The following is a 24,051-nucleotide window of genomic DNA, read 5'->3' on the forward strand; positions in this document are numbered from 1 at the left end:
CCAGGAAAGGAAGACTGTGATCACCGTTGTCGGCGAGAGCCTGGTGGACCTCATCGAGGATCCGTCGGGCGTGGCGGCCGCCCACCCGGGCGGCAGCCCGGCGAACGTGGCGGTGGCGTTGGGCCGCCTCGACCAGCGCGCCACCCTGCTCACCCAGCTGGGTGACGACGCGTACGGGCGGCTTCTCCGCGCCCACCTGGCCGGCAGCGGCGTACGGCTGGATCCGGCGTCGTTGTCGGACCTGCCGTCCACCAGCGTCGCCCGGACCCGGGTGGGCGCGGACGGCCAGGCCGGCTACGACTTCGACATCGACTGGCGCTCCTTCCCGCAGCGGGCCCTGACCGATGTCGGGGCCGGCAGCGACTGCCTGCACACCGGCTCGCTGGCGACCGTGCTCGCGCCCGGCGCGGACGACGTGCTGGCGCTGGTCCAGGACCGGCGGGACACCACGATGATCAGCTACGACCCGAACTGCCGGCCGTCCCTGATGGGCGATCCGGCGACGGTCCGGCGCCGGGTCGAGGAGCTGGTGGCGGCGAGCGACGTGGTGAAGGTCAGCCGGGAGGACCTGGCCTGGCTCCACCCGGGACGCGCGCACGAACGGGTCGGACGGGAGTGGCTCGAGCGGGGCGCCGTCCTCGTCGTGGTGACCTGCGGTGACCGTGGAGCGTGGGCGGGTACCCGACACGGCGAGGTGCGGGTCGATGCCCCGCCGGTGCGGGTGGTGGACACCGTCGGGGCAGGGGACGCCTTCACCGCCGGCCTGCTGGACGCGCTGGCCCAGCGGGACCTGCTCGGCGCCGCGCGGCGGGCCGCCCTCGACGCCGCCGACCCGGCCACGATCGTCGGCGTGCTCCGGGACGCCGCACGCGTGGCCGCCTGGACGTGTGGGCGCAAGGGAGCCGATCCGCCCACCCGGGCCCAGCTGACCGCCCTGCCCGTCCCGGCCTGACGCCGAACTGTCGTCGTTCCGCCACCACCCGTGTTCCCGGCCGGCGCGGCCACCGTTGATAATGGACGGATGGTTGCCTGGGAGTACGCGTTGCTGGTCCGCCGCTATCAGGGGCAGGGCCGCAATTTCCACGTCACGTTCGTCTGGTACGGCCCGGACGGGTCCCGCAACGACGTGACAGCGTACGGCGACACCGCGATCGCCCACCTCAACCGCGTCGGCCGGGAGGGCTGGGAGCTGGTCTCCGCCGCCGAGGACGTGAACAACGTGCAGGGCAGCACCGAGGTCCACCGCTACCACCTCAAGCGCCCGCTGCGCTGACCGGCTAGCGTGATCCTCCCAGTTCGGGGAGGAGCAGCGGGTGGGCCGGTACGTCGTCGGGGTGGACTTCGGCACGCTCTCCGGGCGCGCCGTGGTGGTCGACGTGGCCGACGGCGCCGAGCGGGGCAGCGCCGTGCACGCGTACCGGCACGGGGTGATCACCGAGCGGCTGCCCGGCGGGCCGGCGCTGCCGCCCGGCTGGGCGCTCCAGGACCCGGCCGACCACGTCGAGGTGCTGCGCACCGCCGTGCCCGCCGCCGTCCACGCCGCCGGGATCGACCCGGCCGACGTGGTCGGCCTCGGCCTCGACGCCACCTCCTGCACGGTGCTGCCCACCCGCGCCGACGGCACCCCGCTCGCCGAGCTGCCGGCGTTCCGGGACCGGCCGCACGCCTGGCCGAAGCTCTGGAAGCACCACTCGGCGCAGCGGCAGGCCGAGCGGATCAACACGCTGGCCGCCGCCCGCGGCGAGCCCTGGCTGGCCCGCTACGGCGGCCGGGTCTCCGCCGAGTGGCAGCTCGCCAAGGCGCTGGAGGTGCTGGAGGAGGACCCGGAGGTCTTCCGCCGCGCCGAGCGCTGGGTGGAAACCGCCGACTGGCTGGTCCGGCAGCTCTGCGGCCGGGAGACGCGCAACGCCTCGGCCGCCGGCTTCAAGGGGCTGCGCCAGGACGGCCACTACCCGGCCCCCGACTTCCTCGCCGCGCTGCACCCGGACCTGCCGGACCTGCTCGCGAAGGTCGACGACGGGCCCTTGCTGCCGCCGGCCGCCCGGGCCGGCGCGCTGACCGCCGAGGCGGCCGGCTGGACCGGCCTGCCCGCCGGCATCACGGTGGCCGTCGGAGCGATCGACGCCCACGTCACCGCGGCGGCGGCCCGGTCGGTCGCGCCCGGCCGGATGCTCGCCGTCCTCGGCACCTCCACCTGCCTGATCATGAACGCGGAGACCTGCCACGAGGTGCCCGGTGTCTGCGGCGTCGTCGACGGCGGCGTCACGGCCGGCCGGTGGGGCTACGAGGCCGGCCAGAGCGGAGTCGGCGACATCTTCGCCTGGTACGTCGCGCGCGCCCTGCCCGCGCCGTACGCCGAGGAGGCCGCCCGGCGCGGGGTGTCCGTGCACGAGCTGCTGGACTCGCTCGCCGCCGACCAGCCGGTGGGCGGGCACGGGCTGCTCGCGCTCGACTGGCACAGCGGCAACCGGTCGGTGCTCATGGACCACGAGCTGAGCGGGGTGCTGGTCGGGCTGACCCTGGCCACCCGGCCGGAGGAGATCTGGCGGGCACTGCTGGAGGCGACCGCGTTCGGCGCCCGCACCGTGGTCGAGGCGTTCGAGGCCGTCGGCGTACCCGTCGACGAGCTGACCGCCGCCGGCGGGCTCACCGCCAATCGGCTGCTGCTACGCATCTACGCCGACGTGCTGCGCCGCCCGCTGCATGTGGTGGACGCCGCGCACCCGGCGGCGCTGGGCGCGGCGATCCACGCGGCGGTGGCCGCCGGGGCGTACCCGGACGTGGAGAGCGCCTCGGCGGCCATGGGCGCGCCGCGCCGGGAGACCTGGCACCCGGATCCGGCCCGCGCCGACGCCTACGACGAGCTGTACGCCGAATACCGCGCCCTGCACGACCACTTCGGCCGCGGCGGCACCGACGTCCTTCACCGCCTGAACACCCTCCGCCACCGCACCCACCCCACCCCCTGACCCCGCCCTGCCCGGCGCTCGCCCCGCCCCGCCTCGCCTCGTTGATCAAGACGTTTGCGTCCGGGAACGCGCTTCCCGGAGACGCAAACCTCTTGATCAACGCTCTCGGAGGCTCGCGCCTCTCTCGCGCCCGTTGAGCAGGTCCAGCTCGCGGGGCGGGTCGGGGTAGGGAACGGGGACGCCCCGCTCGGCCGGAGGGCCGGGCGGGGCGTCGGGAACGAAGGCGGGTGGGTCAGCCGAGGTCGACGGCGGGGTAGAGGGGGAAACTGGTGAGCAGGTCGCTGGCCTGCTTGCTCACGGTCTCGGCCAGGGCCGGGTCCAGGACGTACTTGGCCTTGGACGGGGTGCCGTCCGCGTTCGCGCCCGGCGTGGTCTGGCTGAGCACGGTGTGGATCAGCTCGGCGGTGGTGTCCATCTCGGTGGCGCCGAGGCCGCGGGTGGTCAGCGCCGGGGTGCCGATCCGGATGCCGGAGGTGTACCAGGCGCCGTTCGGGTCCTGCGGGACGGCGTTGCGGTTGGTCACGATGCCGGAGTCGAGCAGCGCCTGCTCGGCCTGCCGGCCGGTGAGGCCGTACCCGGAGACGTCGATGAGCACCAGGTGGTTGTCGGTGCCGCCGGTGACCAGCTTGGCGCCGCGGCGCAGCAGCCCCTCGGCGAGCGCCTGGGCGTTGTCGACGATCCGCTGTGCGTAGTCGGCGAAGTCGGGGCGGCGGGCCTCGGCGAGGGCGACGGCCTTGGCGCCCATCACGTGCGGCAGCGGGCCGCCGAGCACCATGGGGCAGCCCCGGTCGACCTGGTCGGCCAGCTCCGGGCCGCAGAGCACCATGCCGCCGCGCGGGCCGCGCAGCGACTTGTGCGTGGTGGTGGTGACGATGTGCGCGTGCGGCACCGGGTCGAAGTCGCCGGTGAAGACCTTGCCGGCGACCAGGCCCGCGAAGTGCGCCATGTCGACCATGAAGGTCGCGCCGACGGAGTCCGCGATCTCGCGCATGATCCGGAAGTTGACCTTCCGGGGGTACGCCGAGTAGCCGGCGACCAGGATCAGCGGCTTGAACTCGCGGGCCGCCTCGGCGACCTTGTCGTAGTCGATCAGGCCGGTGACCGGGTCGGTGCCGTAGCTGCGCTGGTCGAACATCTTGCCGGAGATGTTCGGCCGGAAGCCGTGGGTGAGGTGCCCGCCGGCGTCCAGCGACATGCCCAGCATCCGCTGGTTGCCCAGCTCGCGGCGCAGCGCGAACCAGTCCGCCTCGGTCAGGTCGTTGACCTGGCGCACCTGCGCCTTCTTGAGGGCCGGCGACTCGACCCGGTCGGCCAGGATCGCCCAGAAGGCGACCAGGTTGGCGTCGATGCCGGAGTGCGGCTGCACGTACGCGTGGGCCGCCCCGAACAGCTCCTTGGCGTGCTCCGCGGCGAGCGCCTCGACGGTGTCGACGTTCTGGCAGCCGGCGTAGAAGCGGCGGCCGATGGTGCCCTCGGCGTACTTGTCGCTGAACCAGTTGCCCATGGCCAGCAGGGTGGCCGGAGAGGCGTAGTTCTCGCTGGCGATGAGCTTGAGCGACTCGCGCTGGTCGGCCAGTTCGGCCCCGATGGCGTCCGCCACCCGCGGCTCGACGGCGCGGATCACCTCCAGCGCGCTGCGGAAGGCGGTGGACTCGGCGTTCAGCGACATGCGACCTCCAGGTGACGTGCGGAAGGCCCAGGCGCTCGGCGTGCGTCCTCATGACGGGACCGCTTCCCGATGGTTCTCCATCCCCACGCGCCAGTCACGGCCCGCGCCGATCCTACCGGGTGGGCCCGGAGCCGGGCGGGCGCACCTCCGCCGCGTGCCGGCGGGGTTGGGCCGCCCGGGGCTGGGCAAACCCCTCGCGAGGGGCCGGGCCAGGCGTCCCGCGTCCGGGGAAGGAGACCCGAGGATGAGCACACCGACCAGCGACCGTCCGCTCGCCGTGGTGACCGGCGCGTCCAGCGGCATCGGGTACGAGTTGGCCGCCCTCATGAAGGGGGAGCACAAGGTGTCGGCCGGCTCGTTCGTGAACAAGCTGCAGACCGCCGCGGGCAAGATCGTGCCGGACCGGCTGAAGGCGGAGCAGCACCGCAGGATGGCCGAGCCCGGCTCGGGCAGCTGAGCGGGCGGGAACGACGGCGGGACCCGGCCGAGGCCGGGTCCCGCCGTCACGTGGTGCCGGGTCAGGCGACGACGGCGTCCAGCGACTTCTTCAGCGCCTTTGGGGCGGTCGGCGTCTTCGGCGCCTTCGGGCGCAGGTCGATCATGCGCTGGCCGATCTCCTGGAGCTGGTTACGGCCGAGCGCCTCGCGGACCTTGGGGAACCACTCCTGCTCCTCCTCCTCGACGTGGTGCAGCACGTTCTCGATCAGCACCGTCGTCTTGGCGTTGAACCGCTCGTCGTCGGCGTCCATGGTGAACAGCTCGAAGCAGAGCACGTCGGCGACGTGGTGCTCCTCGTACGACTCCAGGATGTCGTCCTCGACGTCGGGCACGAGCTTGCGGACCTCCGGGTACATCACCTCGTTCTCGAGGTAGGTGTGCACCGTCAACGCCTCGAGGATCTGCCTCACCAGCTTCTGCCGCTCGCTCGCGGGGCCCTCCTCGGCGTCCTGGAAGGCCTTGAACAGGCGGCGCATCTCCTTGTGGTCTTCCTTGAGCAGGACGATCGCGTCGGTGGACACCGGTTACCTCCTAGAGTCGGCTGATGACGGCCCCCTACCCGCCTCCCGACCAGGACAAACAAGCGGGGCCCGGCGACGCGTCGCCGGGCCCCACCGTGGTGGTGCTGTCGTTACTTCACCGCGTTGTAGGCGTCGACCATGCCGGCGCCGTAGAACCCGTTACGCGCCCCGCCGGAGCAGGTCGCGTCGTAGGCATGAGGGCCGTCCGGGTGCAGCGGCGCCGGGTTGTACACGCCGTCCGGGCAGGACTGCGCCACCGACGTACGCTCCAGGAACGACGCCAGCTGGCCCGGGGTCATCCCCGGGTGCGCCGACAACGCCAGCGCCGCGACGCCGGTGGCGTGCGGGCCGGACATCGAGGTGCCCTGCTTGTACCCCCAACCGTTGGTCTTCGTCACCGTGTTGAAGGTGGTCGAGAGGATCTGGTCGGTGGTGGTCGGGCGAACGCCCTGCGTGCGGAACCGGCTGTCACCACCCGGCGCCGTCACGTCGATGACGCCCTGGCCGTACGAGGAGTAGTAGCTCTTCTCGCCGGTCGGACCGACCGCGCCGACCGTCACCACGCCCGGCGCCTCGGCCGGCAGGTCGAGGCAGGCGTTGGTGAGGTTCTCGCGCTCCTCCGGCGTCCCGTTGTTCGGGCTGCCGGTGTCGGTGATCTTGTGCGCCAGGTCGTAGTTGGAGTTGCCCGCGGACGCCACGTTGAGCACGCCCTTGGACTGCGAGTAGCGGAGCGCCCGCTGCACGGCCTGCCACACCGGACGCTGGCGCGCGTCGTTGCGGCAGTTCAGCTCCCACGGGTCGATGTAGTAGCTGTTGTTGGTCAGCTGCATCCCGTGGTCGGCAGCCCACATGAACCCGCAGACCGCGGCCTCCGGGAAGATGTAGCCGTCGTCGTTGACCACCTTGACGGCGGCGACCTTGACGCCCGGCGCGATGCCGGTCACGCCGACGCCGTTGACGGCGGCGGCGATGGTGCCGGCCACGTGGGTGCCGTGGTCGCTGGTGGTCGGGTTCCACGCCGACTCGGTGGTGTTGGTGACACCGCCGATGCACGACGTGCTCTTGTCCTTGGCGATCTGGGTCGCCAGGTCCGGGTGGGTGCTGGAGATGCCGCTGTCCAGCACGCCGACGACGACGTTCGCGCTGCCGTTGTTCACCGCGTGGGCCTGCGGCACGTGGATCATGTTCATGTCCCACTGCTGGCCGTAGAGCGGCTCCTTGGTCGGGTCGCCGGTGGCGCTGGCGACGTCGGCCGCGGAGACCTCCACGGTCTCGCCCTCGTCGAGGGCGGTGCCCAGGCCGGCGGTGGCCGCGACCGACTCGACGCCCGCGCCCGCCACCTGGGTGGCGAAGTCCGGGTTGGTCGAGCGGACGACGAGCACGCCGATCCGGTCGTAGCTGGCCACGACGGTGCCCTTGGCGGCCGCCACGCGGGCGGCGGCCTTGGTGGTGTTGGCGCCCTGCGGGGCGAGGACCAGATACGAGGTGTCCGGTCCGGCGGCCGCCGCCGGTGCCAGCCCGCCAGTGAGGGCGAGGCCGACGCCGAGCGTCGCGGCGGACGCGGCGGCCAGTGTCTTGCGACGGAGGTTCTTCACACAGACTCCCAGGGGGCCGATCTGGCCGGTTCCCACTCCCTGGCGGGGAGCGGGCCGGCGGAAGACGGGCAGGCTGCCCGCCTTCGAGGGATCAGCGACGGAAGCCGGTGTGGTGTTACACACACCCCGACGGCCGGACAACACCCGTCAGACGGTGGCCACCGTGTAGGGGATTTCGTCCAGCAGCTCGCGGGCCAGGAAGCCGATCCGGCCGTACCGGGGGACGAGGCGTTGCCCGCTCACCGCGTGGGCGAACGCGGCCCAGCAGGCGGCCTGCGCCGGCTCGGCGCCCCGGGAGAGCAGCCCCGCGAGCAGCCCGGCCCGGACGTCGCCGCTGCCCGAGGTGCCCAGGCCGGCGTCGCCGCTCTCCTCCCGCCAGGCCCGCCCGTCGGGCGTCGCGATGTGGCCGTAGAGGGAGACCACGGCGTCGTACCGGCGGGCCAGTTCGACCGCCTCGGCGTCCAGGTCCTCGCCGGGCTTCCGGTCGAGCAGGTGCCGGGCCTCGGTGAGGTTGGGCGTGAGCACCACCTTGCGGCCCGACCCGACCAGCAGGTCCGGCTCGTGGCTGAGCGCGCCGAGGGCGTACGCGTCGAGCACCAGCGCGGTCTCCGGGCCGGCCGCGTCGAGAACCACGTGCAGCAGCGCCCGGGTGGCGTCGATGTCCTTCAGGCCGGGGCCGACCGCCACCACGTCCGCCTCGGCGATCAGGCCGTCGAGCAGGTCGCCCGGGTCGCCCCGGACCGCGCCGTCGGCGGTCTCCGGCAGGCCGACCACCAGCGCCTCGGGCACCTGGATGCTCAGCGCGGCGGCCGTGGACTCGGCGGCGGCCAGTTGCAGCACGCCGGCGCCGGCGCGCAGCGCGGCCACCCCGGCCAGCAGCACCGCGCCGGGGGTGAACCGGGACCCGCCGACCACCAGCACGGTGCCCCGGGCCTCCTTGCCGCCGGTCGGCACCGGCAGCGCCCAGTCCCGCAGCAGCGCGGGGGTGATGACCTCAGACCGGCTCGGCATGGACCTCGTCCTCCCTGGTCGAACGTGCCCCCTGCCGGTGCAGGTGGGTGACGTCGTTGAACACGTCCGGGGTCAGCTGGCCGGTGGCGTCGGCCGACCAGCCGGTGACCGAGCAGTTGGCGATGACGTGGCCCCGGGTGAGCGCCATCAACTCCGCCTCGGTGAGGCCCTCCACGAGGTACCGCAGCAGGAACACCAGCGCGTCGTGGCCGAACAGCAGCACCCGGCCACCGGCGTGGTCCCGGCGCAGGTCGCCGAGGAGGGTGCGCAGCCGCAGCGCCACGTCGGTCCAGGACTCCCCGCCGGGCGGGCGGTAGTAGAACTTGCCGAGCCGGTCCCGGCGCGCCGCCTCGTCGGGGTACCGCCGCCGGACGCCGTGGCCGGTCAACCCGTCGAGGATGCCCAGCTCGCGGTCGCGCAGCCGCTCGTCCCGGCTCGCCGGCACCCCGGTGCCGGCGAGGGCCAGCTCGGCGGTCCGCACCGCCCGCAGGTACGGCGACACCACCGCGACGTCCGGCCGCCGCGCCTCGGGCAGCCCGGCCAGCCACCGGCCGGTCGCCCGGGCCTGCTCCTCGCCGGTGGACGACAGCGGCACGTCCGCGTCCCGGTGGGTCAGGTCGATCAGCTCGGCGCCCGACGCCTCGGCCGCCGTGGCCGCGACGTTCGCCGTGCTCTCGCCGTGCCGGACGATCCAGAGCGCTGCCAGTTCCGCCATGCGGCCTCCGGTACCCGGGCTGTCCGAGGGGTAACCGTGCCGCTCGGTGGCGGCCCGCACACCCGCGGGGCGTGAACGGCGGCCGGGCGGGTAAGCGCGGTCGGCTACCGGAAGCGGGCGAGGCCGACCCAGGGGAGGTGTGCCGTGGCGACGATGGTGCGAGAGCCGATGAGCCCGGTCAAGGACAAGAACTACGACCTGATCCACGCGGTGCAGATGTCACTCCAGCACGTCTGGCAGATGGAGACGTACATCGCGGACGCGGAGGACCGGGGCGACAGCGAGCTCGCCACCTGGTTCCGCAAGATCCAGGAGAACAACCGTAAGGCCGGCGACCAGGGCAAGAAGATGCTCATGGACCGGCTCCAGAAGGAGAACGGCTGACCGTACGCGCCGGTGGCCGGGTGGGTGTGCCCGCCCGGGTACCAGCGTGTCCGGAACCCGCCGCGCCGGGCGGGCGGCGCGGGGTGGCATCGACCCGGCAGAATGTCCTCCGACGCACCGGGGTGGGCCCGGTCGCGGGGGAGGCGACGCATGGCGACGGTCATCAGGGGTCTGCGGGAAGCGCTGGTGCTCTTCATCATCGCGGTGGTGACGATCGGGATCGCGGTGGGCATCTGGGTGGGGGCCAGCGGCGGCGACTTCGTCCACCGGCTGGGCGTGGCGTTCATGCTGGTCGGCGCGGTGATCGGGATGACCGGTGACCTGACGCTGAGCCGGATCGGCATGCTGCCGGCCCGATCCACGTTCGGCCTGGCCCCGGAGCGGGAGGACGCCGGCGGGGGCCGGGTGCTCACCGGCGTCGGCATCTTCCTCTTCGTCTCGGTGCCACTGATCTTCGTCGGGGTCCTGCTGATCACGTGACGAGATCCCCGCGCCGCGACCGTCCGCGTCGTACGGTGTGAGGCGTGGCGACCACGGCGGCCGAGGAGATCCGGGTGGGGGAGCGGCTGGTCCGCGTCTCCAGCCCCGACAAGCCCTACTTCCCGGAACGCGGACTGACCAAGCTGGACGTGGTCCGCTATTTCCTCGCCGTCGGCGACGGCATCCTGCGGGCGCTGCGCGACCGACCGACCATGCTGGAGCGCTGGCCGCGCGGCGTGTTCGAGGGCGCGACGATCGCCACCCGGCAGACCAACAAGGGTGACGCGTTCTACCAGAAGCGGCTGCCGGCCGGTGCGCCCGACTGGGTGCGCACCGCGCACATCACCTTCCCCAGCGGCCGGACCGCCGACGAGGTGGCCCCGAGCGAGCTGGCCGTGGTGATCTGGGCGGTAAATCTGGGCACCCTGCGGTTCCACCCGTGGCCGGTTTCGGCGGGCGACGTGGAGCGCCCCGACCAGCTCCGCATCGACCTGGATCCGATGCCCGGGGTGGATTTCGCCCAGGTGGTCCCGGTCGCCCACGAGGTGCGCGCGTTCCTCGACGAGCTGGGCCTGGTGGGCTACCCGAAGACCACCGGCGGCCGGGGGCTGCACGTCTACCTCTCCATCGAGCCGCGCTGGAGCTTCGGCGACTGCCGGCGGGCGGTGCTGGCGCTGGGCCGGGAGATGCAGCGCCGGCTGCCCGAGCTGGTCACCACCACTTGGTGGCGGGAGCAGCGGGACCGGCCCGTCTTCGTCGACTACAACCAGATGGCCCGCGACCACACCGTGACCTCGGCGTACTCGATCCGGCCCACCCCGCGGGCGCTGGTCTCCGCGCCGCTGGACTGGGCGGAGCTGGACGACGCCCGGCCGGAGGACTTCGACGTGGTCAGCCTGCCGGCCCGGTTCGCCGAGCGGGGCGACCCGCACGCCGGGCTGGACGAGCGCCGGTTCTCCCTGGAGCCGCTGCTCGAGCTGGCCGACCGGGAGGGCCTGGAGGCCCCGCCCGAGCGGTAGGCGGTCACTGCCAGGGGCTCAGCGTCCCGTCGAACTCCTCGAAGACCAGCCAGGTCCGGGTCGACAGCACCCCCGCGATGCTCTGCACCCGGTCCAGCACCACGTCCCGCAGGGTGGCGTTGTCCGGCGCCCGGACCAGGGCCAGCACGTCGTGCTCGCCGCTGAGCAGCGCCGCGTGCTCGATGTAGCGCACCCGGGCCAGCTCGGCGGAGACCTCGCGCCAGGTGTTCTGCTCGATGGTCAGCGCGATGTAGGCCGAGGTGCCCAGCCCGGCCGGCTCGGGCGCCACCTGGGCCCGGAACCCGGTGATCACCCCGTCCCGCAGCAGCCGCTCCACCCGCGCGTACGCGTTGGTGCGCGAGACGTGCACCCGTTCGGCCAGCGTGCGGATGGAGAGCCGGGCGTCCTCGGTCAGTTCGCGCAGGATCCGCCGGTCGACCTCGTCGAGGGGCCCGGCCGAACGTCCCGTTCCGCCCGCCGTGCCCGGCGTGCTTCCGGTCTCCTGGCTCATGAAGGCCGCCTTCCCGTGCCACTCGTCCCGCGTTCACGCCGGTTGTTGAGTCAATCATCCGACAGCGGAAGCATAGGGCCACCACACGTCCAGGAGGTCCCCGCCGTGACGACCACACCCCAGGCGGTCCGCAGGGCATCCCCGCGCACCCGCCGGCCGGCCACCCCGGCCGCCGAAGACCCGTCGGCCGGCCTGCTGCCGCGTACCGAGCCGGTCCGACTGCTGAACCCGGACGGCACCCCGCTGCCGGCCCGCGACGACTACCCCGAGCCGCCGGTCGAGGCGCTGCGCGAGATGTACCGCCGGATGGTCGTCGGCCGTCGCTTCGACGTCCAGGCCACCGCGCTGACCAAGCAAGGACGGCTCGCCGTCTACCCGTCCTCGCGCGGCCAGGAGGCCTGCCAGGTCGGCGGGGTGCTGGCGCTGCGCGACACCGATTGGGTGTTCCCCACCTACCGCGAGTCGATGGCGCTGACCGCCCGCGGCATCGACCCGGTCGAGGTGCTCACCCTGCTCCGCGGCGACTGGCACTGCGGGTACGACCCGACGGCCGTGCACACCGCGCCGCAGTGCACCCCGCTCGCCACCCAGTGCGTGCACGCCGCCGGGCTGGCCTACGGCGAGTCGTACCAGGGGCGGGACACTGTGGCGCTGGCCTTCATCGGTGACGGCGCCACCAGCGAGGGCGACTTCCACGAGGGCGTCAACTTCGCCGCCGTGTTCAAGGCCCCGGTCGTCTACTTCGTGCAGAACAACAAGTACGCGATCAGCGTGCCGCTGTCCCGGCAGACCGCCGCGCCGAGCCTGGCCTACAAGGGCGTCGGCTACGGCGTGCCCAGCGAGCAGGTCGACGGCAACGACCCGGTGGCCGTGCTCGCCGTGCTGAACCGCGCCGTCGCGCACGCCCGCGCCGGCAAGGGCCCGTACCTGGTCGAGGCGCACACGTACCGGATGGAGCCGCACACCAACGCCGACGACCAGACCCGCTACCGGGACGCCGAGGAGGTCGAGGCGTGGCGGGACCGCGACCCGATCGCCCGGCTGGAGGCGTACCTGCGGAACCGGGGCGTGCTGGACGACGCCGCGGTCGCGGCGATCGCCGAGGAGGCCGAGGCGTACGCCGCCGCGCTGCGCGACCGGATGAACGCCCAGCCCGAGGTGGATCCGCTCAGCCTCTTCGACCACGTCTACGCCGAGCCGACCCCGCAACTGGTCGAGCAGCGCGAACAGGTCCGGGCCGAGCTGGCCGCCGCCCGCGCCGAGGACGGGGACGCCTGATGGCCACCATGACCATGGCGAAGGCGCTGAACGCCGCGCTCGCCGACGCGATGCTGGACGACGAGCGGGTGGTCGTCTTCGGCGAGGACGTCGGGCAACTCGGCGGCGTCTTCCGGATCACCGACGGGCTCCAGGCCCGGTTCGGCGACAAGCGCTGCTTCGACACCCCCCTCGCGGAGGCCGGCATCGTCGGTTTCGCCGTCGGCCTGGCCATGTCCGGGCTGCGCCCGGTGGTCGAGATGCAGTTCGACGCGTTCGCGTACCCGGCGTTCGAGCAGATCGCCTCGCACGTGGCGAAGCTCCGCAACCGCACCCGGGGCGCGCTCAGCGTGCCGATCGTCATCCGGGTCCCCTACGCCGGTGGCATCGGCGGCGTGGAGCACCACTGCGACTCCTCCGAGGCGTACTACGCGCACACCCCGGGCCTGAAGGTGGTCACCCCGGCCACCGTGGAGGACGCGTACTCGCTGCTGCGCGAGGCGATCGACGACCCGGACCCGGTCGTGTTCATGGAGCCGAAGAAGCTCTACTTCGCCAGCGCCGAGGCGGAGCTGCCGGCCCGGCAGGAGCCGTTCGGCCGGGCCGTCGTGCGCCGCGCCGGCACCGACGCCACCCTGGTCGCGTACGGGCCGGCGGTGCCGGTCGCGCTGGAGGCCGCCGAGGCCGCCCGCGATGAGGGCTGGGACCTGGAGGTGGTCGACGTGCGCACCATCGTGCCGTTCGACGACGCCACCGTCACCGCCTCGGTGCGCAAGACCGGCCGCTGCGTGGTGATCCAGGAGGCGCAGGGCTTCGCCGGGGTCGGCGCCGAGATCGCCGCCCGGGTGCAGGAGCGGTGCTTCCACGCCCTGCACGCCCCGGTGCTGCGGGTCTCCGGGCTGGACATCCCCTACCCGGCGCCGATGCTGGAGCACACCCACCTCCCCTCGGTGGACCGGGTGCTGGACACCGTGGCCCGGCTGCAGTGGGACGACCAGCCCGACGAGCGGTGGGTGGCGGCATGACCGCCGCGACCGGCACCCGCGACTTCCTCCTGCCCGACCTGGGCGAGGGGCTGAGCGAGGCGGAGATCGTCGAGTGGCGGGTCGCCGTCGGTGACGTGGTCACCGTGGACCAGACCGTGGTGGAGGTGGAGACCGCCAAGGCCGTGGTCGACGTCCCCTGCCCGTACGCCGGCCGGGTCGTGGCCCTGCACGGCGCGGCGGGTGAGGTCCGCCCGGTGGGCCAGCCGCTCATCACGATCGCCCCGCTCGACGGCGACGGCGGCGACGACCCGCACGCCACCTACCGCGAGGAGGAGCGGGCCGGCTCCGGCAACGTCCTGATCGGGTACGGCACCGGCCACGGCGGCTCGGGCCGCCGGCGGCGCCGCCCCCGCCTGGCCCTGGCCCCCGAGCCCGGCGCCGGCGCACCGGCCACCGGCACCCCCGCCCCGGGGGCCGACGGCCCGGACCGCGCACCCCGCACCGCACCCCTGGTGATCTCGCCGATCGTCCGGCGGCTGGCCAGGGAGCGCGGCCTCGACCTGGCGGCCCTGCACGGCACCGGACCGGGCGGGGTGATCCGCCGCGCCGACGTGGAGGCGGCGTCGACCGCGCCGGCCGCGCAACTGGCCGCCGTGCCGGACGCCCCGGCCGCGCACCTGGGGCTGGCCCCGGCCGGCGACGGCGACGTGGTCATCCCGCTCACCGGCATCCGCAAGGCCATCGCCGACAAGCTCTCCCGCAGCCGGCGGGAGATCCCCGAGGTGACCATCTGGGTGGACGTGGACGCCACCGGGCTGCTGGCGACCCGGGCCGCGATCAACGCCGCCACCCCGGAGGCGCCGGTCAGCATCCTGGCCCTGCTGGCCCGGATCTGTCTGAGCGGCCTGCGGAAGTTCCCGCAGCTCAACGCGCACGTGGACACCGAAGGGCAGCGGATCATCCAGTCGGCCGGGGTGCACCTGGGCATCGCCGCGCAGACCGACCGGGGCCTCGTCGTCCCGGTGCTGCGCGACGCCCAGCGGCTGACCACCCGGGAGCTGGCCGCCGCACTCGCCGAGACCACCGCGGCCGCCCGGGCCGGCACCCTGCCCCCGGCACGGCTGACCGGCGGCACCTTCACTCTGAACAACTACGGGGTGTTCGGGGTCGACGGGTCGACCCCGATCATCAACCACCCGGAGGCGGCGCTGCTCGGCGTCGGCCGGATCGTGGACAAGCCCTGGGTGGTCGACGGGCAGCTCGCCGTGCGCAAGGTGACCCAGCTCAGCCTCACCTTCGACCACCGGGTCTGCGACGGCGGCGTGGCCGGCGGCTTCCTGCGGCACGTGGCGGACTGCGTCGAGCAGCCCGCCCTGCTGGTGGCGAACGTCTGAGTCCCGGCCCCGGCCCGGCCACCCCCCGGGGCCGGGGCCGAACCGGTCGTTCGCGGCCCGTCCGGCGCAACCGGTCGCGGCCGTGACGTCCCGCCCGTCGACGCCACCAATTCCCATTTCCGTACGCCGCAGTCGAAAGCGAAGTTGGTCCGCCCAAGCAATTCCGCCGAATACGCCACGCCGCCCCGAGGGCCATACAGAATGTGAGCCAAGGGGAGCGGAAATGGGGTGCGGAATATGGACGTGAGGCGGCGATTCACGCTGTTGGCGGTAACCATCGCAGCCACACCGTTGGTGGTCGGTGGGTGTACCGCCGGCCAGAGGGAGGCCGTGAAGCACGGCAAGGCGGCCGCGGCGCCGTCGGTGACCGTGAGCCCGGCGGACCGCACGAAGGGCGTGCCGGTCAGCGCCGAGGTGGGGACCACGGTCAGCGGCGGCAAGGTCACCGGGGTGAAACTCACCGACGACAAGGGCCGACCGGTGCCGGCGCAGCCGCGCGAGGACGGGTCGGGCTGGGTGCCGGACCGGCCGTTGGAGAATGCGCGGACGTACACCGCGGAGGTGACCGCGACCGGCGATTCCGGGCGGACGACCACGCAGAAGACGACCTTCACCACGATGGCGAAATCCACCAAACCGGCCGTCACCAGCGAACTCTATTTCACCGGTAATCAGACGTACGGGACGGCGATGCCGGTGGTCGTCGCATTCGATCCGCCAATTCCGAAAGAGGCCAGAGCGGACGTGCAGCGCCGGTTGTTCGTGAAGACCGACCCGCCGCAGCCGGGCGCCTGGTCGTGGGAGTCCGATGGGAAGCAGGTCGAGTACCGGGCGCCCGACCACTGGAAGTCCGGCACGAAGATCAGCGTGCGGAGCGCGCTGCAGGGGCTGCCGATCGGCAAGGACGCCATCGGCGACGCCGACCACAGCGCGACCTCCACGATCGGCCGGCAGGTCTCGCTCGACATCGACAACGCCACCAAGCAGATGTCCGTCTACCAGGAGGGCAAGCTGCTCCGCAAGGTCCCGGTGAGCATGGGCAAGTCGAGCACGCCCACCTCCAGCGGCAAGATGGTGATCATGGAGAAGTTCGACCGGACCACCTTCGACACCCGGGGTTCGGCCGATCCCTACGTGGTCGACGTCGATGACGCCCAGCGGCTCACCTGGGGTGGCGAGTTCATCCACTCCGCCCCGTGGTCGGAGGGGGAGCAGGGCTTTACCAACACCTCACACGGCTGCACCAACGTCTCCGCGGCGGCCGCGGACTGGCTGATGGGCGTCACCCACGTCGGCGACCTGGTGACCATCAAGGGCACCGAGGTGAAGCTGGATCAGGGCAATGGCTTCACGGCCTGGAACGTCGGCTGGGACGAGTTCATCAAGGGCAGCGCGCTGCCCGTACCGGCCGGGCTGAAGCCCACCCACGTCGCCACGCCGCACCCGGGCGCGGTGGCCGGCGGATCGGCGCCCGCCCCCGCCCCGTCCAAGAGCAACAGCGGCGGCTGACCACAGGGGGAGGAACGGCCGGGGCCGGCCCGCGAAGGATGCGGGCCGGCCCCGCGCCGGCTCGGTCCAGGTCGACCGGACACCGCCGGCCGGCTCCGCGTGGGCTCAGTCGAGGTCGACCCGGGCCGCGCCCGTCGCGGTCAGGCTGCCCAGCCAGAGGCGCCGCCCGTGCTGCCGCACGCCGGTGACCATCGGGTACGCCCCGCTGGGGCCGTGCAGGGTGCGCAGCACCCGCCCGGTCCCGTCCACCAGCGCGACCAGCCCGTAGCGGCGGGGCTGCGGCTGCACGGCCCCCGGCAGCAGGGCGACGAGCTGGCGCACCCGGGGATGCGGCAGCAGCTTCTCCATGATGGGCAGCCGGGGGCTGGGCAACGCGATCCAGTAGGTCCCGTCGCCGACGGCCGAGACGTTGTCCGGGTAGGCCGGCAGGTCGGCCAGCACGGTGGCCCGGCCGTCGGGCAGGTCCACCCGGAGCAGCCGGTGGGTGGCCGTCTCGACCAGCATCAGCGCCGACTCGTCCGGGGTGAGCGCCACCCCGTTGGGGAAGTAGAGCCCGGCCGCCACCACCTCGGTGTGCCCGGTCCGCCGGTCGTACGCCAGCACCCGGCCGTTGGGCCGGTGCTCCAGCAGGTCCCGCTTCCAGTGCGAGAGCGGGAACCGGTCCGAGGAGTCGGTGAAGTAGATCGTGCCGTCCCGGGCCACCGCCGCGTTGTCGGCCAGGTGCACCGGCGACCCCGTGCCGGTCAGCTCGTGCACCGCCCCGTCCGGCGTGACCCGCAGCAGCCCCCGGTAGGCGTCGCAGACCACCAGCCCGCCGTCGACCGGGTCCAGCTCGATACCGAGCGGCCTGCCGCCGGTCTCGGCGAGCAGCGTGGGGCGGGTGCCGGCCGGGGCGTCCGCCGGCCACCACCAGAGCCGGCCGTCCTCGTCGCCGCTGACCACCCGGCCGTCCGGGTCGATCAGCACGTCCTCCGGGCCGTGCGCGCCGTCGGGCAGCGGCAGCAGGTCGGCCCGGTCCAGCCGCACGTCGGTGGGGGCCCACGGCCCGTCCAGCGGCGGTGGCACGGTGGCCGGCTCACGGACCGGCCGGATCAGCAGGGGCACGCGCGGGCGGGGGACGACCATCCGGCCATTCTTCCCCGCCGATGCCCCGGCCGGGAGTACCCGGCGGCGTGTCACTGCGGCGGGTTCGCCCCCGTCAGGCGGCATGCGGGATGACCCGGAGGCCGCTCAGGGTCCCACCCGGGACCTACCCGGGACCCCGCCGCGGGCGGCCGGAAGTGTCGGTGGCGGGGGATAGGTTCGGGGACATGCGAGAGTGCGGTGACCGGTTCCACGTGGCGATGAGCGTCAGCGACCACGTGGTGGACCTGCGGGCGGTCGGCGAGATCGACATCGCCACCGTGGGCGCGTTCCGGGCCGCGCTCTGGGCCGCGCCGGCACGGCCGGTGCTGCGGCTGGACCTGTCCGGCGTGCGGCTGCTCTCCGCCGCCGGGGTGCGCGCGCTGGTCGCCGCCCACCTGCGGGTCCGGGCTCGCGGCGGCGAACTGGTGCTGGTCGACCCCGACCCGGTGGTCGCCCGGGTGCTGCGGGCCACCGGCCTGCACCGGGTGCTGCCGATCCGCGAGTCGGCCCGGGAACTGGTCACCTGCGCCGCCGCCTGACCGGCCGGACGACGCAGGGCCGCCGGCGTGCCGCCGACGGCCCTGTCCACGGTCAGCGGGTCAGCGCACGCCGACCAGGTCCACCACGAAGACCAGCGTCTCGTTCGGCTTGATGGCGCCACCGGCGCCCCGGGCGCCGTAGCCCAGGTGCGGCGGGATGGTCAGCCGGCGCCGGCCGCCCACCTTCATGCCGACCACGCCCTGGTCCCAGCCGGCGATGACCTGGCCGCCGCCGAGCGGGAACTCGAACGTGTCACCCCGGTTCCACGACGCGTCGAACTCGCGGCCGGTCGAGTGGGCCACGCCCACGTAGTGCACGCTGGCCAGCTGGCCGGGGCGGGCCTCCGGGCCGTCGCCGACCGTGATGTCCTCGATGACGAGATCGGCGGGCGGCGCGCCCTCGATCGGGCCAACCTCGGGCTTCTCCATGAGCAGGTCTCCTCGGTGCTGACGGGTGCGGTCCCCGTCGATCCTGCCGGATCGCGGCCGGCCGATACGCGTCGGTCCCCGTTCGCGGCGTGGCGGAGGGGAGCGGTCGGCGGCACGTCGGCCCTGCGGGACCAGGCTCAGGCGGCCGTGGCGAGCTGGGCGGCGAGCAGTGCGGGAGCCTCGGCGAGCGACGGCCCGTACCAGGTGAGGTGCCGGCCGGAGACCAGCGCGGCCGGCACGCCGGGGAAGGCCTCCGGCCCGTCGTCGGCCGTGAACCGGTAGGGCTCGTCCGGCAGCACCACCAGCTCCGGTTCCCGGGCGCGCAGCTCGTCCAGGCCGGGCCGGGGGTAGCGCTCCGGGTGGTCGGCGTACCGGTTGGTGACGCCGAGGCGGCGCAGCATGTCACCGGCGAAGGTGTCCCGGCCGAGCACCACCCAGGGGCGCCGCCACACCGGCACCACCGCCGCGCGCGGCATGGCCGGCACGGGCGGCGCGGTCCAGGCCCGGCGGGCGGCCCGCAGCCAGTCCGGCTCGCCGGGCTCGCCGAGCGCGGCGACCAGCTCGCCGAGCTGGGTCAGCGCCTCCGGCACGGTACGGGGAAAGGTGACCCGCACGGGCACGCCGGCCGCCCGCAGCGCGTCCGCGTCGGCGAGGCGGTTCTCCTCCTCGTTGAGCAGCACCAGGTCGGGCCGCAGCGCGCGCACCCGGTCCAGGTCCGGATACTTGCTCCCGCCCACCCGGGCCACGTCCAGCCCGGCCGGGTGGGTGCACCAGTCGGTGGCGCCCACCAGCACCTCGGGGCGGGTCAGCGCCACGGCCTCGGTCAACGACGGGACCAGCGACACCACCCGCACGACGGCTCCCTCCCTCGCCCCGCCCATCGTCGCCTATCGACGGTCGTCCGTGCGGGGGGGCCGGGACCGGTGGAGCGGCCGGTCAGCCGGCCGCCTCGTCGACGAGAGCCGTCACGTCCAGGTGGGCGGGGCGGCAGCCGACCGTGGCGGCGAACCGGCGTACCGCCGCGTCGACGTGTGCCCGGGCCGCGCCGACCCCGGCGGACGGGGCCAGGCGCACCTCGACCCACACGTCCGGGCCGGTGACCGGGCCGGTGAGCACCACCCGGGCCCGGCGGACCCCGGGCGCCCGCAGCAGATCGCGTTCCAGGACGCCGGTCAGCACCCCGCTCGGCACCCGGGTCCGGCCGGCGCCGTCGCCGGGGTGCGCCAGCGTGCCGTCGAGCCGGTCCGGCACCCGCAGCCCGGCGGCGAGCAGCCGCTGCCCGAGCAGGGCGAGCAGCAGCCCGCCCACGGCCGCCGCGAGGGCGCTCCACGGCGCGCCGGCCCGCCACCAGCTCACCGGCCCGGCCCCGATCAGCGGCACGCCACCGCCGGGCAGCCGGCCCGCCCCGACCGCCGACGCGGCGCCGCCCGCCGCCACGAGCAGCAGGGCGAGCACCGTCCACAGCAGCCGGTGGGCGGCGTTGCTCACGGCGTCCGCCGGGCGGGGACGAGCCGGACCTCGATCGGGTCGCGGCGAGGCGCGGCCAGCCGGTCCAGCTCCCGGCGCAGCGCGAACTCGACGTCGGCCCGGGCCGCCGGGTCGCCGGTGGCGGTCACCCGGGGTCGCCAGGCGTCCCCACGCCGGCGGACGCGGACCCGGGCCCGGCGGACGCTCGGCACCGACCGGACCGCCCGGGCCAGCCGCCGCTCCACCGAGCGGCGGTGCAAGTGCCAGCCGTCGTCGTCGGCGAGCCGCAGCCGGGTCGGCCGCCACCGGCGCAGCTCGGCGCCGAGCAGCAGGAGGCCCAGCAGGGTGACGGCGGCGGCGATCCCGCGCACCGGGGCGTCCTGCCAGCGGACCGTGGTCAGCGTGGCCGACCACCCGGCCGGCAGGGGACCGGGGCGGTCCAGCGCGGCCAGCAGCCCCGCGACGGCCACCAGCACCCCGCCGGCCAGCAGGGCCACGGCGAGCAGCAGGGTGGCGACCCGGTTCACCGTGCGCACGGCCCGCTCCGCTCTCCGCCGCCGGCGCTCACGTCGCCTCCCGCGCGTCCGCGCCGTGGCTCGTGGCCCGCTGCCGGCTCCGGTCGTCCCGGTCGACCGCCGGGCTCGTCGGCTCGCCGGGCAGCAGCAGGTCGACCACCGTGACGGTGACCGCCTCGACGGTCAGCCCGGTGTGCGCCTCGATCCGGGCGGCGACCCGGCGGCGGACCGCCTGGGCCACCGCGGTCAGCGGCGCGCCGTGCTCGACCACCAGGTCCAGGTCGACCCGGACGGCGGCGCCGTCGACGCGGACCGTGGCCACCGGCTCGGTGACGGCCGGGGTGCGCCGCGCCGCCTCCTCGGCGAGCCCCGCGGTCCACTCCTCCGACCAGGTGACCGGCGCGGGCGGGGCGGCGACGCGCCGGGGCAGGGTGCCGGTCATCGCGGGCCCGCCTCAGCGGCGCCGGTCGGCGGTGGCCCGATCGGCGAGCCCCGGCACGCTGACGTCGCCGTCGCGTACCCGGACCAGCAGCCAGCCCACCAGGCCGGCCACGGTGGCGGCGGCCGCCGCCCCGGCGCCGCCCAGCGCCCAGACCGCGACCACCAGGAAGCCGGCCAGGAAGCCGAACTGCCCGCGCGTCATGCCCCACCCCCGCTCCGCCACGATCGACCGGACCGGCGGGGCGTACCCGTTTCCGGGCGGGGCAGTCCTCCGGCCGCGGCGGTCAGCCCGCCCCGGCGGAGACGGGCACCCGCTCCGAGGGCAGGGAAGCCACGGGTACGCCCTGGCGCACCGCCCACTCCACCGCGTGCCGCAGGTCGGCGACCGGCAGTGGCCGCCGGGCGGTCACGGTGACCGCAGCGTGCACCGAGTACGCGACGAACGGGTACGAGTGGGCCAGCCCGCCCACCGCCTTGTGCAACCGGCCCACCACGGCGAGCGCCGCCGCCTCGTCCCGACCGGGCAGGATCAGCTGGAACTCGTTGTCGGCGAGGCGGACCGCCCGGTCGACCGGGCTCAGCACGCTGGTGACCGCCGCGAGCACGGCCTGGCCCTCCCGCGCCGCGCCCCGGCGGCCGAAGCGTTCCGGTGCGCCGGCCGGCTCGTCCACCCGGAGGCCGACCAGCGCCACCGGCAGGGTGCCCGAGGCGGTCACGCCGTCCACGCCGGTCCACCGGCGCAGCCCCGGCTCGTCGAGCAGCCCGTCCGCCGGCTCGATCGGGTGCGCCCGCTCGCCCCGCCGGGCCAGCAGCCGCAGCGCCGCCTCGGCGCGGGCCTCGCCCGGCGCGGCCGGGATGTCCCGCACCCGCGCCACCGCCGCCTCCAGCGCGGCCCGCGCCGGCGCGGGCAGCCGCTCGGCGAGCTGTCCCCACAGCCGGAGCACGTCGTGCAGCGCCTCGTCCCGGCGGAAACCCCAGCGCCCGTCGAAGAGGCGGCCCGCCTCCAGCGTCTCCGCCGGTGCCACCTCCGCCCGGTCGTACGCCACCAGGCTCGCCCCGAAGCGCGGCGTCAGCGCCACCACGCTCCACTCCCGAGCCAGCTCCTCGGTCTCCTCCAGCACCACCGGGTACGCCCCGGCGGGCAGGTCCGGCGGGGGCCCGCCGACCATTCCGACCACGGTGACCGCGGCCCGGGCGGCGATCCGCCGGTAGACCGCACGTTCCCGGGCGAAGTACGGCGGCCGCTGGAAGAGGGCGAACACGACCAGCGGCCCGTCCTCGGCCTCGGCCAGCGCGGCCCGTTCGATGGCGTGGGAGACGGCGACGAGACTGCGTTTGGTCAGCCGCTCCGGGCTCCGTCCGCTGTGCACCCGGCCGAGCCTAGGGGCCCGGCACCCGGCGCGCACCGGACGACGGGTCGGGATCGGTGGCCGGCCGGCGGGCGGCCCACTCCACACGGGTCAGCGCATACTCCACCTCGCCGTGTTCCGAGCCGGGGATCGCCTCCGGCCAGTCCTGGTGGAACGTCCGCCGGTACGCCAGCCCGGCCTTCGCCATCACCCGGCGGGACCCGGCGTTGACCGCCATGGTGGTTGCCACCACCCGCTCCACGCCGAGTGTGGTGAAGCCGTGGTCGACCAGCGCCCGCGCGCCCTCGGTGGCGTACCCGGCGCCCCAGGCGGCCCGGCGCAGGCGGTAGCCCAGCTCCACCTCGCGGGGGTCGCCGTCGCGCAGCGGTCGGAACTCGAACCAGCCGAGGAAGCCCCCGTCGGCCCGCCGCTCCGCCGCCCACCAACCGAGCCCCGGCGGCCTGCGGTACGCGGCCAGCATGGCCGGCAGCACCCGGTCGCGGATCTCGCCGGCCGGGGTGGGCCGGCCGCCGGTCAGGTAGCGCATCACCGCCGGGTCGCCGTCCAGCTCGGTCAGGAGCGGGGTGTCGTCCGGGGTGAACTCGCGCAGCACCAGCCGTTCGGTGGTCAGGAAGATCGCCACACGGGCGATTCCACCGGTCCCGGCCGGTCCGGGCAACCGGATTCCGCCGCACCGCGGAGGCGAACGCCATGATCGACGCCCTAGACTCGGGCGTCGACCGAGCGACGGATGGAACTGGCGAGATGACGAGCACCGGCAGGGTGGCCACCTCCTGGCTGCGTCCGATCCCGCCCGGGGGCGCGCCGCAGCTCAGCCGCGCCGGCCAGGTCGGGTATCCGGCCCGGCGGCTCGGTGAGCTGGTGCAGGGCCGGCCGCCGGGCGTCACCGGGCACCAGTGGAGCACCGCCGGCCGCGAGGGCCTCGACCAGGTGGTCTGCGCCGCCGACACCGGCCTGCCGCTGTTCGCCGTGCAGTTCGCCCCGCCTGCGCCCGCCGGGTCGCCGGCCCGCCGGGCCGAACGGATGACCAGCGCGGTCTGCGCCGCGGTCGGGCTGCCGCTGCTGCGGGTCGAGTCGCCGACGTTGCGCGCCGCCGAGCACGCCCGCCGCCTCGTCGAGTACGTCATCGACGCACGCGGCTACGCCGCCGGCACCGACCCGGACACCGGCGACGCCGTCGGGTTCCGGGACATCGTCGGCCGGCTCCCGGACGGCCGGCCCGGGCCGGTCAACGACCTCGGGGCGCTGACCCGTGCCGCCGCCGTCGAGGCGTACGTGGAGCGCCGGCTCGCCGACCCGATCGTCCGCGGGCTGCACGTGCGCTGGACGGACGGCCCGGCCGAGGGCTGGAGCTGGGTCGAGGTGCGGCCCGGCCGGTGCCTGGTCGAGCGGGTTCACCTGGTTGCCCAGCGCTTCTCCTGCGGCGTGGACCCGGGCCGGCTCGCCGAGGACCTGGCCGCCGTGGCGATCGGGGAGCGGCTGCGCGACCTGGACGCCGCCGGACCGTCCCTGATGGACCGGGACGAGTTGCGCGGGCAGATCCGGCGGCTGGCCGCCCGGCGTGACGAGTTCGACGGCGGCTTCGCCTTCGACCACCTCTGCGTCGACTGACCCGGGCGTTCCGCGGCCGCGTCCGGCCGCCCCGGA

Annotated in this window: 28 protein-coding genes and 1 riboswitch; of the genes, 13 read left to right on the forward strand and 15 right to left on the reverse strand. The window is 74.9% G+C overall.

From position 1 onward, the window contains the following. Nucleotides 1–16: 16 nt before the first annotated feature. The 3 genes from ACFYPD_RS07170 (at nt 17) to araB (ending at nt 2,969) form a co-directional block, all read left to right on the forward strand. Nucleotides 17–952 carry a carbohydrate kinase gene (locus tag ACFYPD_RS07170; RefSeq protein ID WP_387109913.1) on the forward strand — a complete coding sequence of 312 codons (936 nt, stop codon included), beginning with the start codon at nt 17–19 and terminating at the stop codon, nt 950–952. Nucleotides 953–1,021: 69 nt separating this feature from the next. Then, on the forward strand, nt 1,022–1,273 hold the full coding sequence (locus ACFYPD_RS07175) for a hypothetical protein (protein ID WP_091258764.1): 252 nt from the start codon (nt 1,022–1,024) through the stop codon (nt 1,271–1,273). 40 nt (nt 1,274–1,313) lie between these two features. Beyond that, a complete protein-coding gene (araB, locus tag ACFYPD_RS07180; protein WP_387109915.1) occupies nt 1,314–2,969 on the forward strand; it encodes a ribulokinase in 1,656 nt (551 codons plus the stop codon). Nucleotides 2,970–3,201: 232 nt separating this feature from the next. On the opposite strand, the gene ACFYPD_RS07185 is transcribed toward araB, so the two are convergent. Continuing rightward, nucleotides 3,202–4,638: a glycine hydroxymethyltransferase gene (locus ACFYPD_RS07185; RefSeq protein ID WP_387109917.1), complete on the reverse strand. Its 1,437-nt coding sequence runs from the start codon at nt 4,636–4,638 to the stop codon at nt 3,202–3,204. An 18-nt stretch (nt 4,639–4,656) separates the two neighbouring features. Then, a riboswitch (ZMP/ZTP riboswitch) is annotated at nt 4,657–4,746 on the reverse strand. A 136-nt stretch (nt 4,747–4,882) separates the two neighbouring features. Here ACFYPD_RS07185 and ACFYPD_RS07190 point away from each other — a divergent pair. Beyond that, nucleotides 4,883–5,095 carry a hypothetical protein gene (locus tag ACFYPD_RS07190; protein ID WP_387109919.1) on the forward strand — a complete coding sequence of 71 codons (213 nt, stop codon included), beginning with the start codon at nt 4,883–4,885 and terminating at the stop codon, nt 5,093–5,095. A gap of 61 nt (nt 5,096–5,156) precedes the next feature. On the opposite strand, the gene ACFYPD_RS07195 is transcribed toward ACFYPD_RS07190, so the two are convergent. The 4 genes from ACFYPD_RS07195 to ACFYPD_RS07210 all read right to left on the reverse strand — a co-directional run bounded on the left by ACFYPD_RS07195 (nt 5,157) and on the right by ACFYPD_RS07210 (nt 8,978). Beyond that, nucleotides 5,157–5,657, reverse strand: coding sequence for a hemerythrin domain-containing protein (locus tag ACFYPD_RS07195; protein ID WP_387109921.1), 501 nt, complete (start codon nt 5,655–5,657; stop codon nt 5,157–5,159). A gap of 110 nt (nt 5,658–5,767) precedes the next feature. Then, nucleotides 5,768–7,252, reverse strand: coding sequence for a S8 family serine peptidase (locus ACFYPD_RS07200; RefSeq protein WP_387109923.1), 1,485 nt, complete (start codon nt 7,250–7,252; stop codon nt 5,768–5,770). A 147-nt stretch (nt 7,253–7,399) separates the two neighbouring features. Continuing rightward, entirely contained in the window at nt 7,400–8,263 is an 864-nt protein-coding gene (locus ACFYPD_RS07205) for an NAD(P)H-hydrate dehydratase (RefSeq protein ID WP_387109925.1), read from the reverse strand. Further along, a complete protein-coding gene (locus ACFYPD_RS07210) occupies nt 8,247–8,978 on the reverse strand; it encodes a histidine phosphatase family protein (RefSeq protein WP_387109927.1) in 732 nt (243 codons plus the stop codon). Before ACFYPD_RS07210 ends, ACFYPD_RS07205 begins: the two co-directional genes overlap by 17 nt. Nucleotides 8,979–9,131: 153 nt before the next feature. Here ACFYPD_RS07210 and ACFYPD_RS07215 point away from each other — a divergent pair, with 153 nt between their 5' ends. The 3 genes from ACFYPD_RS07215 (at nt 9,132) to ACFYPD_RS07225 (ending at nt 10,861) form a co-directional block, all read left to right on the forward strand. After that, the gene (locus ACFYPD_RS07215) at nt 9,132–9,362 is read left to right on the forward strand and encodes a hypothetical protein (protein ID WP_387110602.1); all 231 of its coding nucleotides are present in this window, start codon (nt 9,132–9,134) and stop codon (nt 9,360–9,362) included. A gap of 150 nt (nt 9,363–9,512) precedes the next feature. Continuing rightward, nucleotides 9,513–9,842, forward strand: a complete 330-nt coding sequence (locus ACFYPD_RS07220; RefSeq protein WP_387109929.1) for a hypothetical protein — start codon at nt 9,513–9,515, stop codon at nt 9,840–9,842. Nucleotides 9,843–9,886: 44 nt separating this feature from the next. Continuing rightward, nucleotides 9,887–10,861: a DNA polymerase domain-containing protein gene (locus ACFYPD_RS07225; protein WP_387109931.1), complete on the forward strand. Its 975-nt coding sequence runs from the start codon at nt 9,887–9,889 to the stop codon at nt 10,859–10,861. Nucleotides 10,862–10,865: 4 nt separating this feature from the next. Here the strand turns inward: ACFYPD_RS07225 and ACFYPD_RS07230 are convergent, their stop codons facing one another. Further along, nucleotides 10,866–11,372 carry an Lrp/AsnC family transcriptional regulator gene (locus ACFYPD_RS07230; RefSeq protein WP_387109933.1) on the reverse strand — a complete coding sequence of 169 codons (507 nt, stop codon included), beginning with the start codon at nt 11,370–11,372 and terminating at the stop codon, nt 10,866–10,868. 72 nt (nt 11,373–11,444) lie between these two features. Between ACFYPD_RS07230 and pdhA the strand changes: the two genes are divergently transcribed. The 4 genes from pdhA to ACFYPD_RS07250 all read left to right on the forward strand — a co-directional run bounded on the left by pdhA (nt 11,445) and on the right by ACFYPD_RS07250 (nt 16,518). After that, the gene (gene pdhA, locus ACFYPD_RS07235; protein WP_387110604.1) at nt 11,445–12,650 is read left to right on the forward strand and encodes a pyruvate dehydrogenase (acetyl-transferring) E1 component subunit alpha; all 1,206 of its coding nucleotides are present in this window, start codon (nt 11,445–11,447) and stop codon (nt 12,648–12,650) included. Continuing rightward, nucleotides 12,650–13,654: an alpha-ketoacid dehydrogenase subunit beta gene (locus tag ACFYPD_RS07240; protein ID WP_387109935.1), complete on the forward strand. Its 1,005-nt coding sequence runs from the start codon at nt 12,650–12,652 to the stop codon at nt 13,652–13,654. Before pdhA ends, ACFYPD_RS07240 begins: the two co-directional genes overlap by 1 nt. Continuing rightward, nucleotides 13,651–15,009, forward strand: a complete 1,359-nt coding sequence (locus ACFYPD_RS07245; protein WP_387109937.1) for a dihydrolipoamide acetyltransferase family protein — start codon at nt 13,651–13,653, stop codon at nt 15,007–15,009. Before ACFYPD_RS07240 ends, ACFYPD_RS07245 begins: the two co-directional genes overlap by 4 nt. Nucleotides 15,010–15,246: 237 nt before the next feature. Continuing rightward, nucleotides 15,247–16,518, forward strand: coding sequence for an Ig-like domain-containing protein (locus ACFYPD_RS07250; RefSeq protein WP_387109939.1), 1,272 nt, complete (start codon nt 15,247–15,249; stop codon nt 16,516–16,518). A 105-nt stretch (nt 16,519–16,623) separates the two neighbouring features. Here ACFYPD_RS07250 and ACFYPD_RS07255 read toward each other — a convergent pair whose 3' ends face one another. After that, on the reverse strand, nt 16,624–17,643 hold the full coding sequence (locus tag ACFYPD_RS07255; protein WP_387109941.1) for an SMP-30/gluconolactonase/LRE family protein: 1,020 nt from the start codon (nt 17,641–17,643) through the stop codon (nt 16,624–16,626). Between the two features lie 185 nt (nt 17,644–17,828). On the opposite strand from ACFYPD_RS07255, the gene ACFYPD_RS07260 reads away from it, so the two are divergent. Then, nucleotides 17,829–18,182 carry an STAS domain-containing protein gene (locus ACFYPD_RS07260; protein ID WP_387109943.1) on the forward strand — a complete coding sequence of 118 codons (354 nt, stop codon included), beginning with the start codon at nt 17,829–17,831 and terminating at the stop codon, nt 18,180–18,182. A gap of 60 nt (nt 18,183–18,242) precedes the next feature. Here the strand turns inward: ACFYPD_RS07260 and ACFYPD_RS07265 are convergent, their stop codons facing one another. The 8 genes from ACFYPD_RS07265 to ACFYPD_RS07300 form a co-directional block, all read right to left on the reverse strand. After that, nucleotides 18,243–18,611: an FKBP-type peptidyl-prolyl cis-trans isomerase gene (locus tag ACFYPD_RS07265; RefSeq protein ID WP_387109945.1), complete on the reverse strand. Its 369-nt coding sequence runs from the start codon at nt 18,609–18,611 to the stop codon at nt 18,243–18,245. A gap of 137 nt (nt 18,612–18,748) precedes the next feature. Beyond that, nucleotides 18,749–19,465, reverse strand: coding sequence for a helical backbone metal receptor (locus ACFYPD_RS07270; RefSeq protein ID WP_387109947.1), 717 nt, complete (start codon nt 19,463–19,465; stop codon nt 18,749–18,751). Nucleotides 19,466–19,547: 82 nt separating this feature from the next. Next, nucleotides 19,548–20,099 (reverse strand): hypothetical protein, encoded by a 552-nt coding sequence (locus ACFYPD_RS07275; RefSeq protein WP_387109949.1) that lies wholly within the window; start codon nt 20,097–20,099, stop codon nt 19,548–19,550. Then, nucleotides 20,096–20,614, reverse strand: coding sequence for a DUF6286 domain-containing protein (locus tag ACFYPD_RS07280; protein ID WP_387109951.1), 519 nt, complete (start codon nt 20,612–20,614; stop codon nt 20,096–20,098). The genes ACFYPD_RS07275 and ACFYPD_RS07280 overlap by 4 nt, the downstream gene beginning before the upstream one ends. A gap of 28 nt (nt 20,615–20,642) precedes the next feature. Then, nucleotides 20,643–21,035: an Asp23/Gls24 family envelope stress response protein gene (locus tag ACFYPD_RS07285; protein WP_387109953.1), complete on the reverse strand. Its 393-nt coding sequence runs from the start codon at nt 21,033–21,035 to the stop codon at nt 20,643–20,645. A 12-nt stretch (nt 21,036–21,047) separates the two neighbouring features. Beyond that, entirely contained in the window at nt 21,048–21,236 is a 189-nt protein-coding gene (locus ACFYPD_RS07290; RefSeq protein ID WP_387109955.1) for a hypothetical protein, read from the reverse strand. An 82-nt stretch (nt 21,237–21,318) separates the two neighbouring features. Next, nucleotides 21,319–22,404, reverse strand: coding sequence for a DICT sensory domain-containing protein (locus ACFYPD_RS07295; RefSeq protein ID WP_387109957.1), 1,086 nt, complete (start codon nt 22,402–22,404; stop codon nt 21,319–21,321). A 10-nt stretch (nt 22,405–22,414) separates the two neighbouring features. Next, complete coding sequence (locus ACFYPD_RS07300) at nt 22,415–23,026, reverse strand: GNAT family N-acetyltransferase (RefSeq protein ID WP_387109959.1); 612 nt, start codon at nt 23,024–23,026, stop codon at nt 22,415–22,417. Between the two features lie 122 nt (nt 23,027–23,148). On the opposite strand from ACFYPD_RS07300, the gene ACFYPD_RS07305 reads away from it, so the two are divergent. Then, a complete protein-coding gene (locus ACFYPD_RS07305) occupies nt 23,149–24,015 on the forward strand; it encodes a hypothetical protein (RefSeq protein WP_387109961.1) in 867 nt (288 codons plus the stop codon). The last annotated feature ends 36 nt before the right edge of the window (nt 24,016–24,051 follow it).

It is taken from the genome of Micromonospora sp. NPDC005299, assembly GCF_042872345.1.
Classification (GTDB): domain Bacteria; phylum Actinomycetota; class Actinomycetes; order Mycobacteriales; family Micromonosporaceae; genus Micromonospora.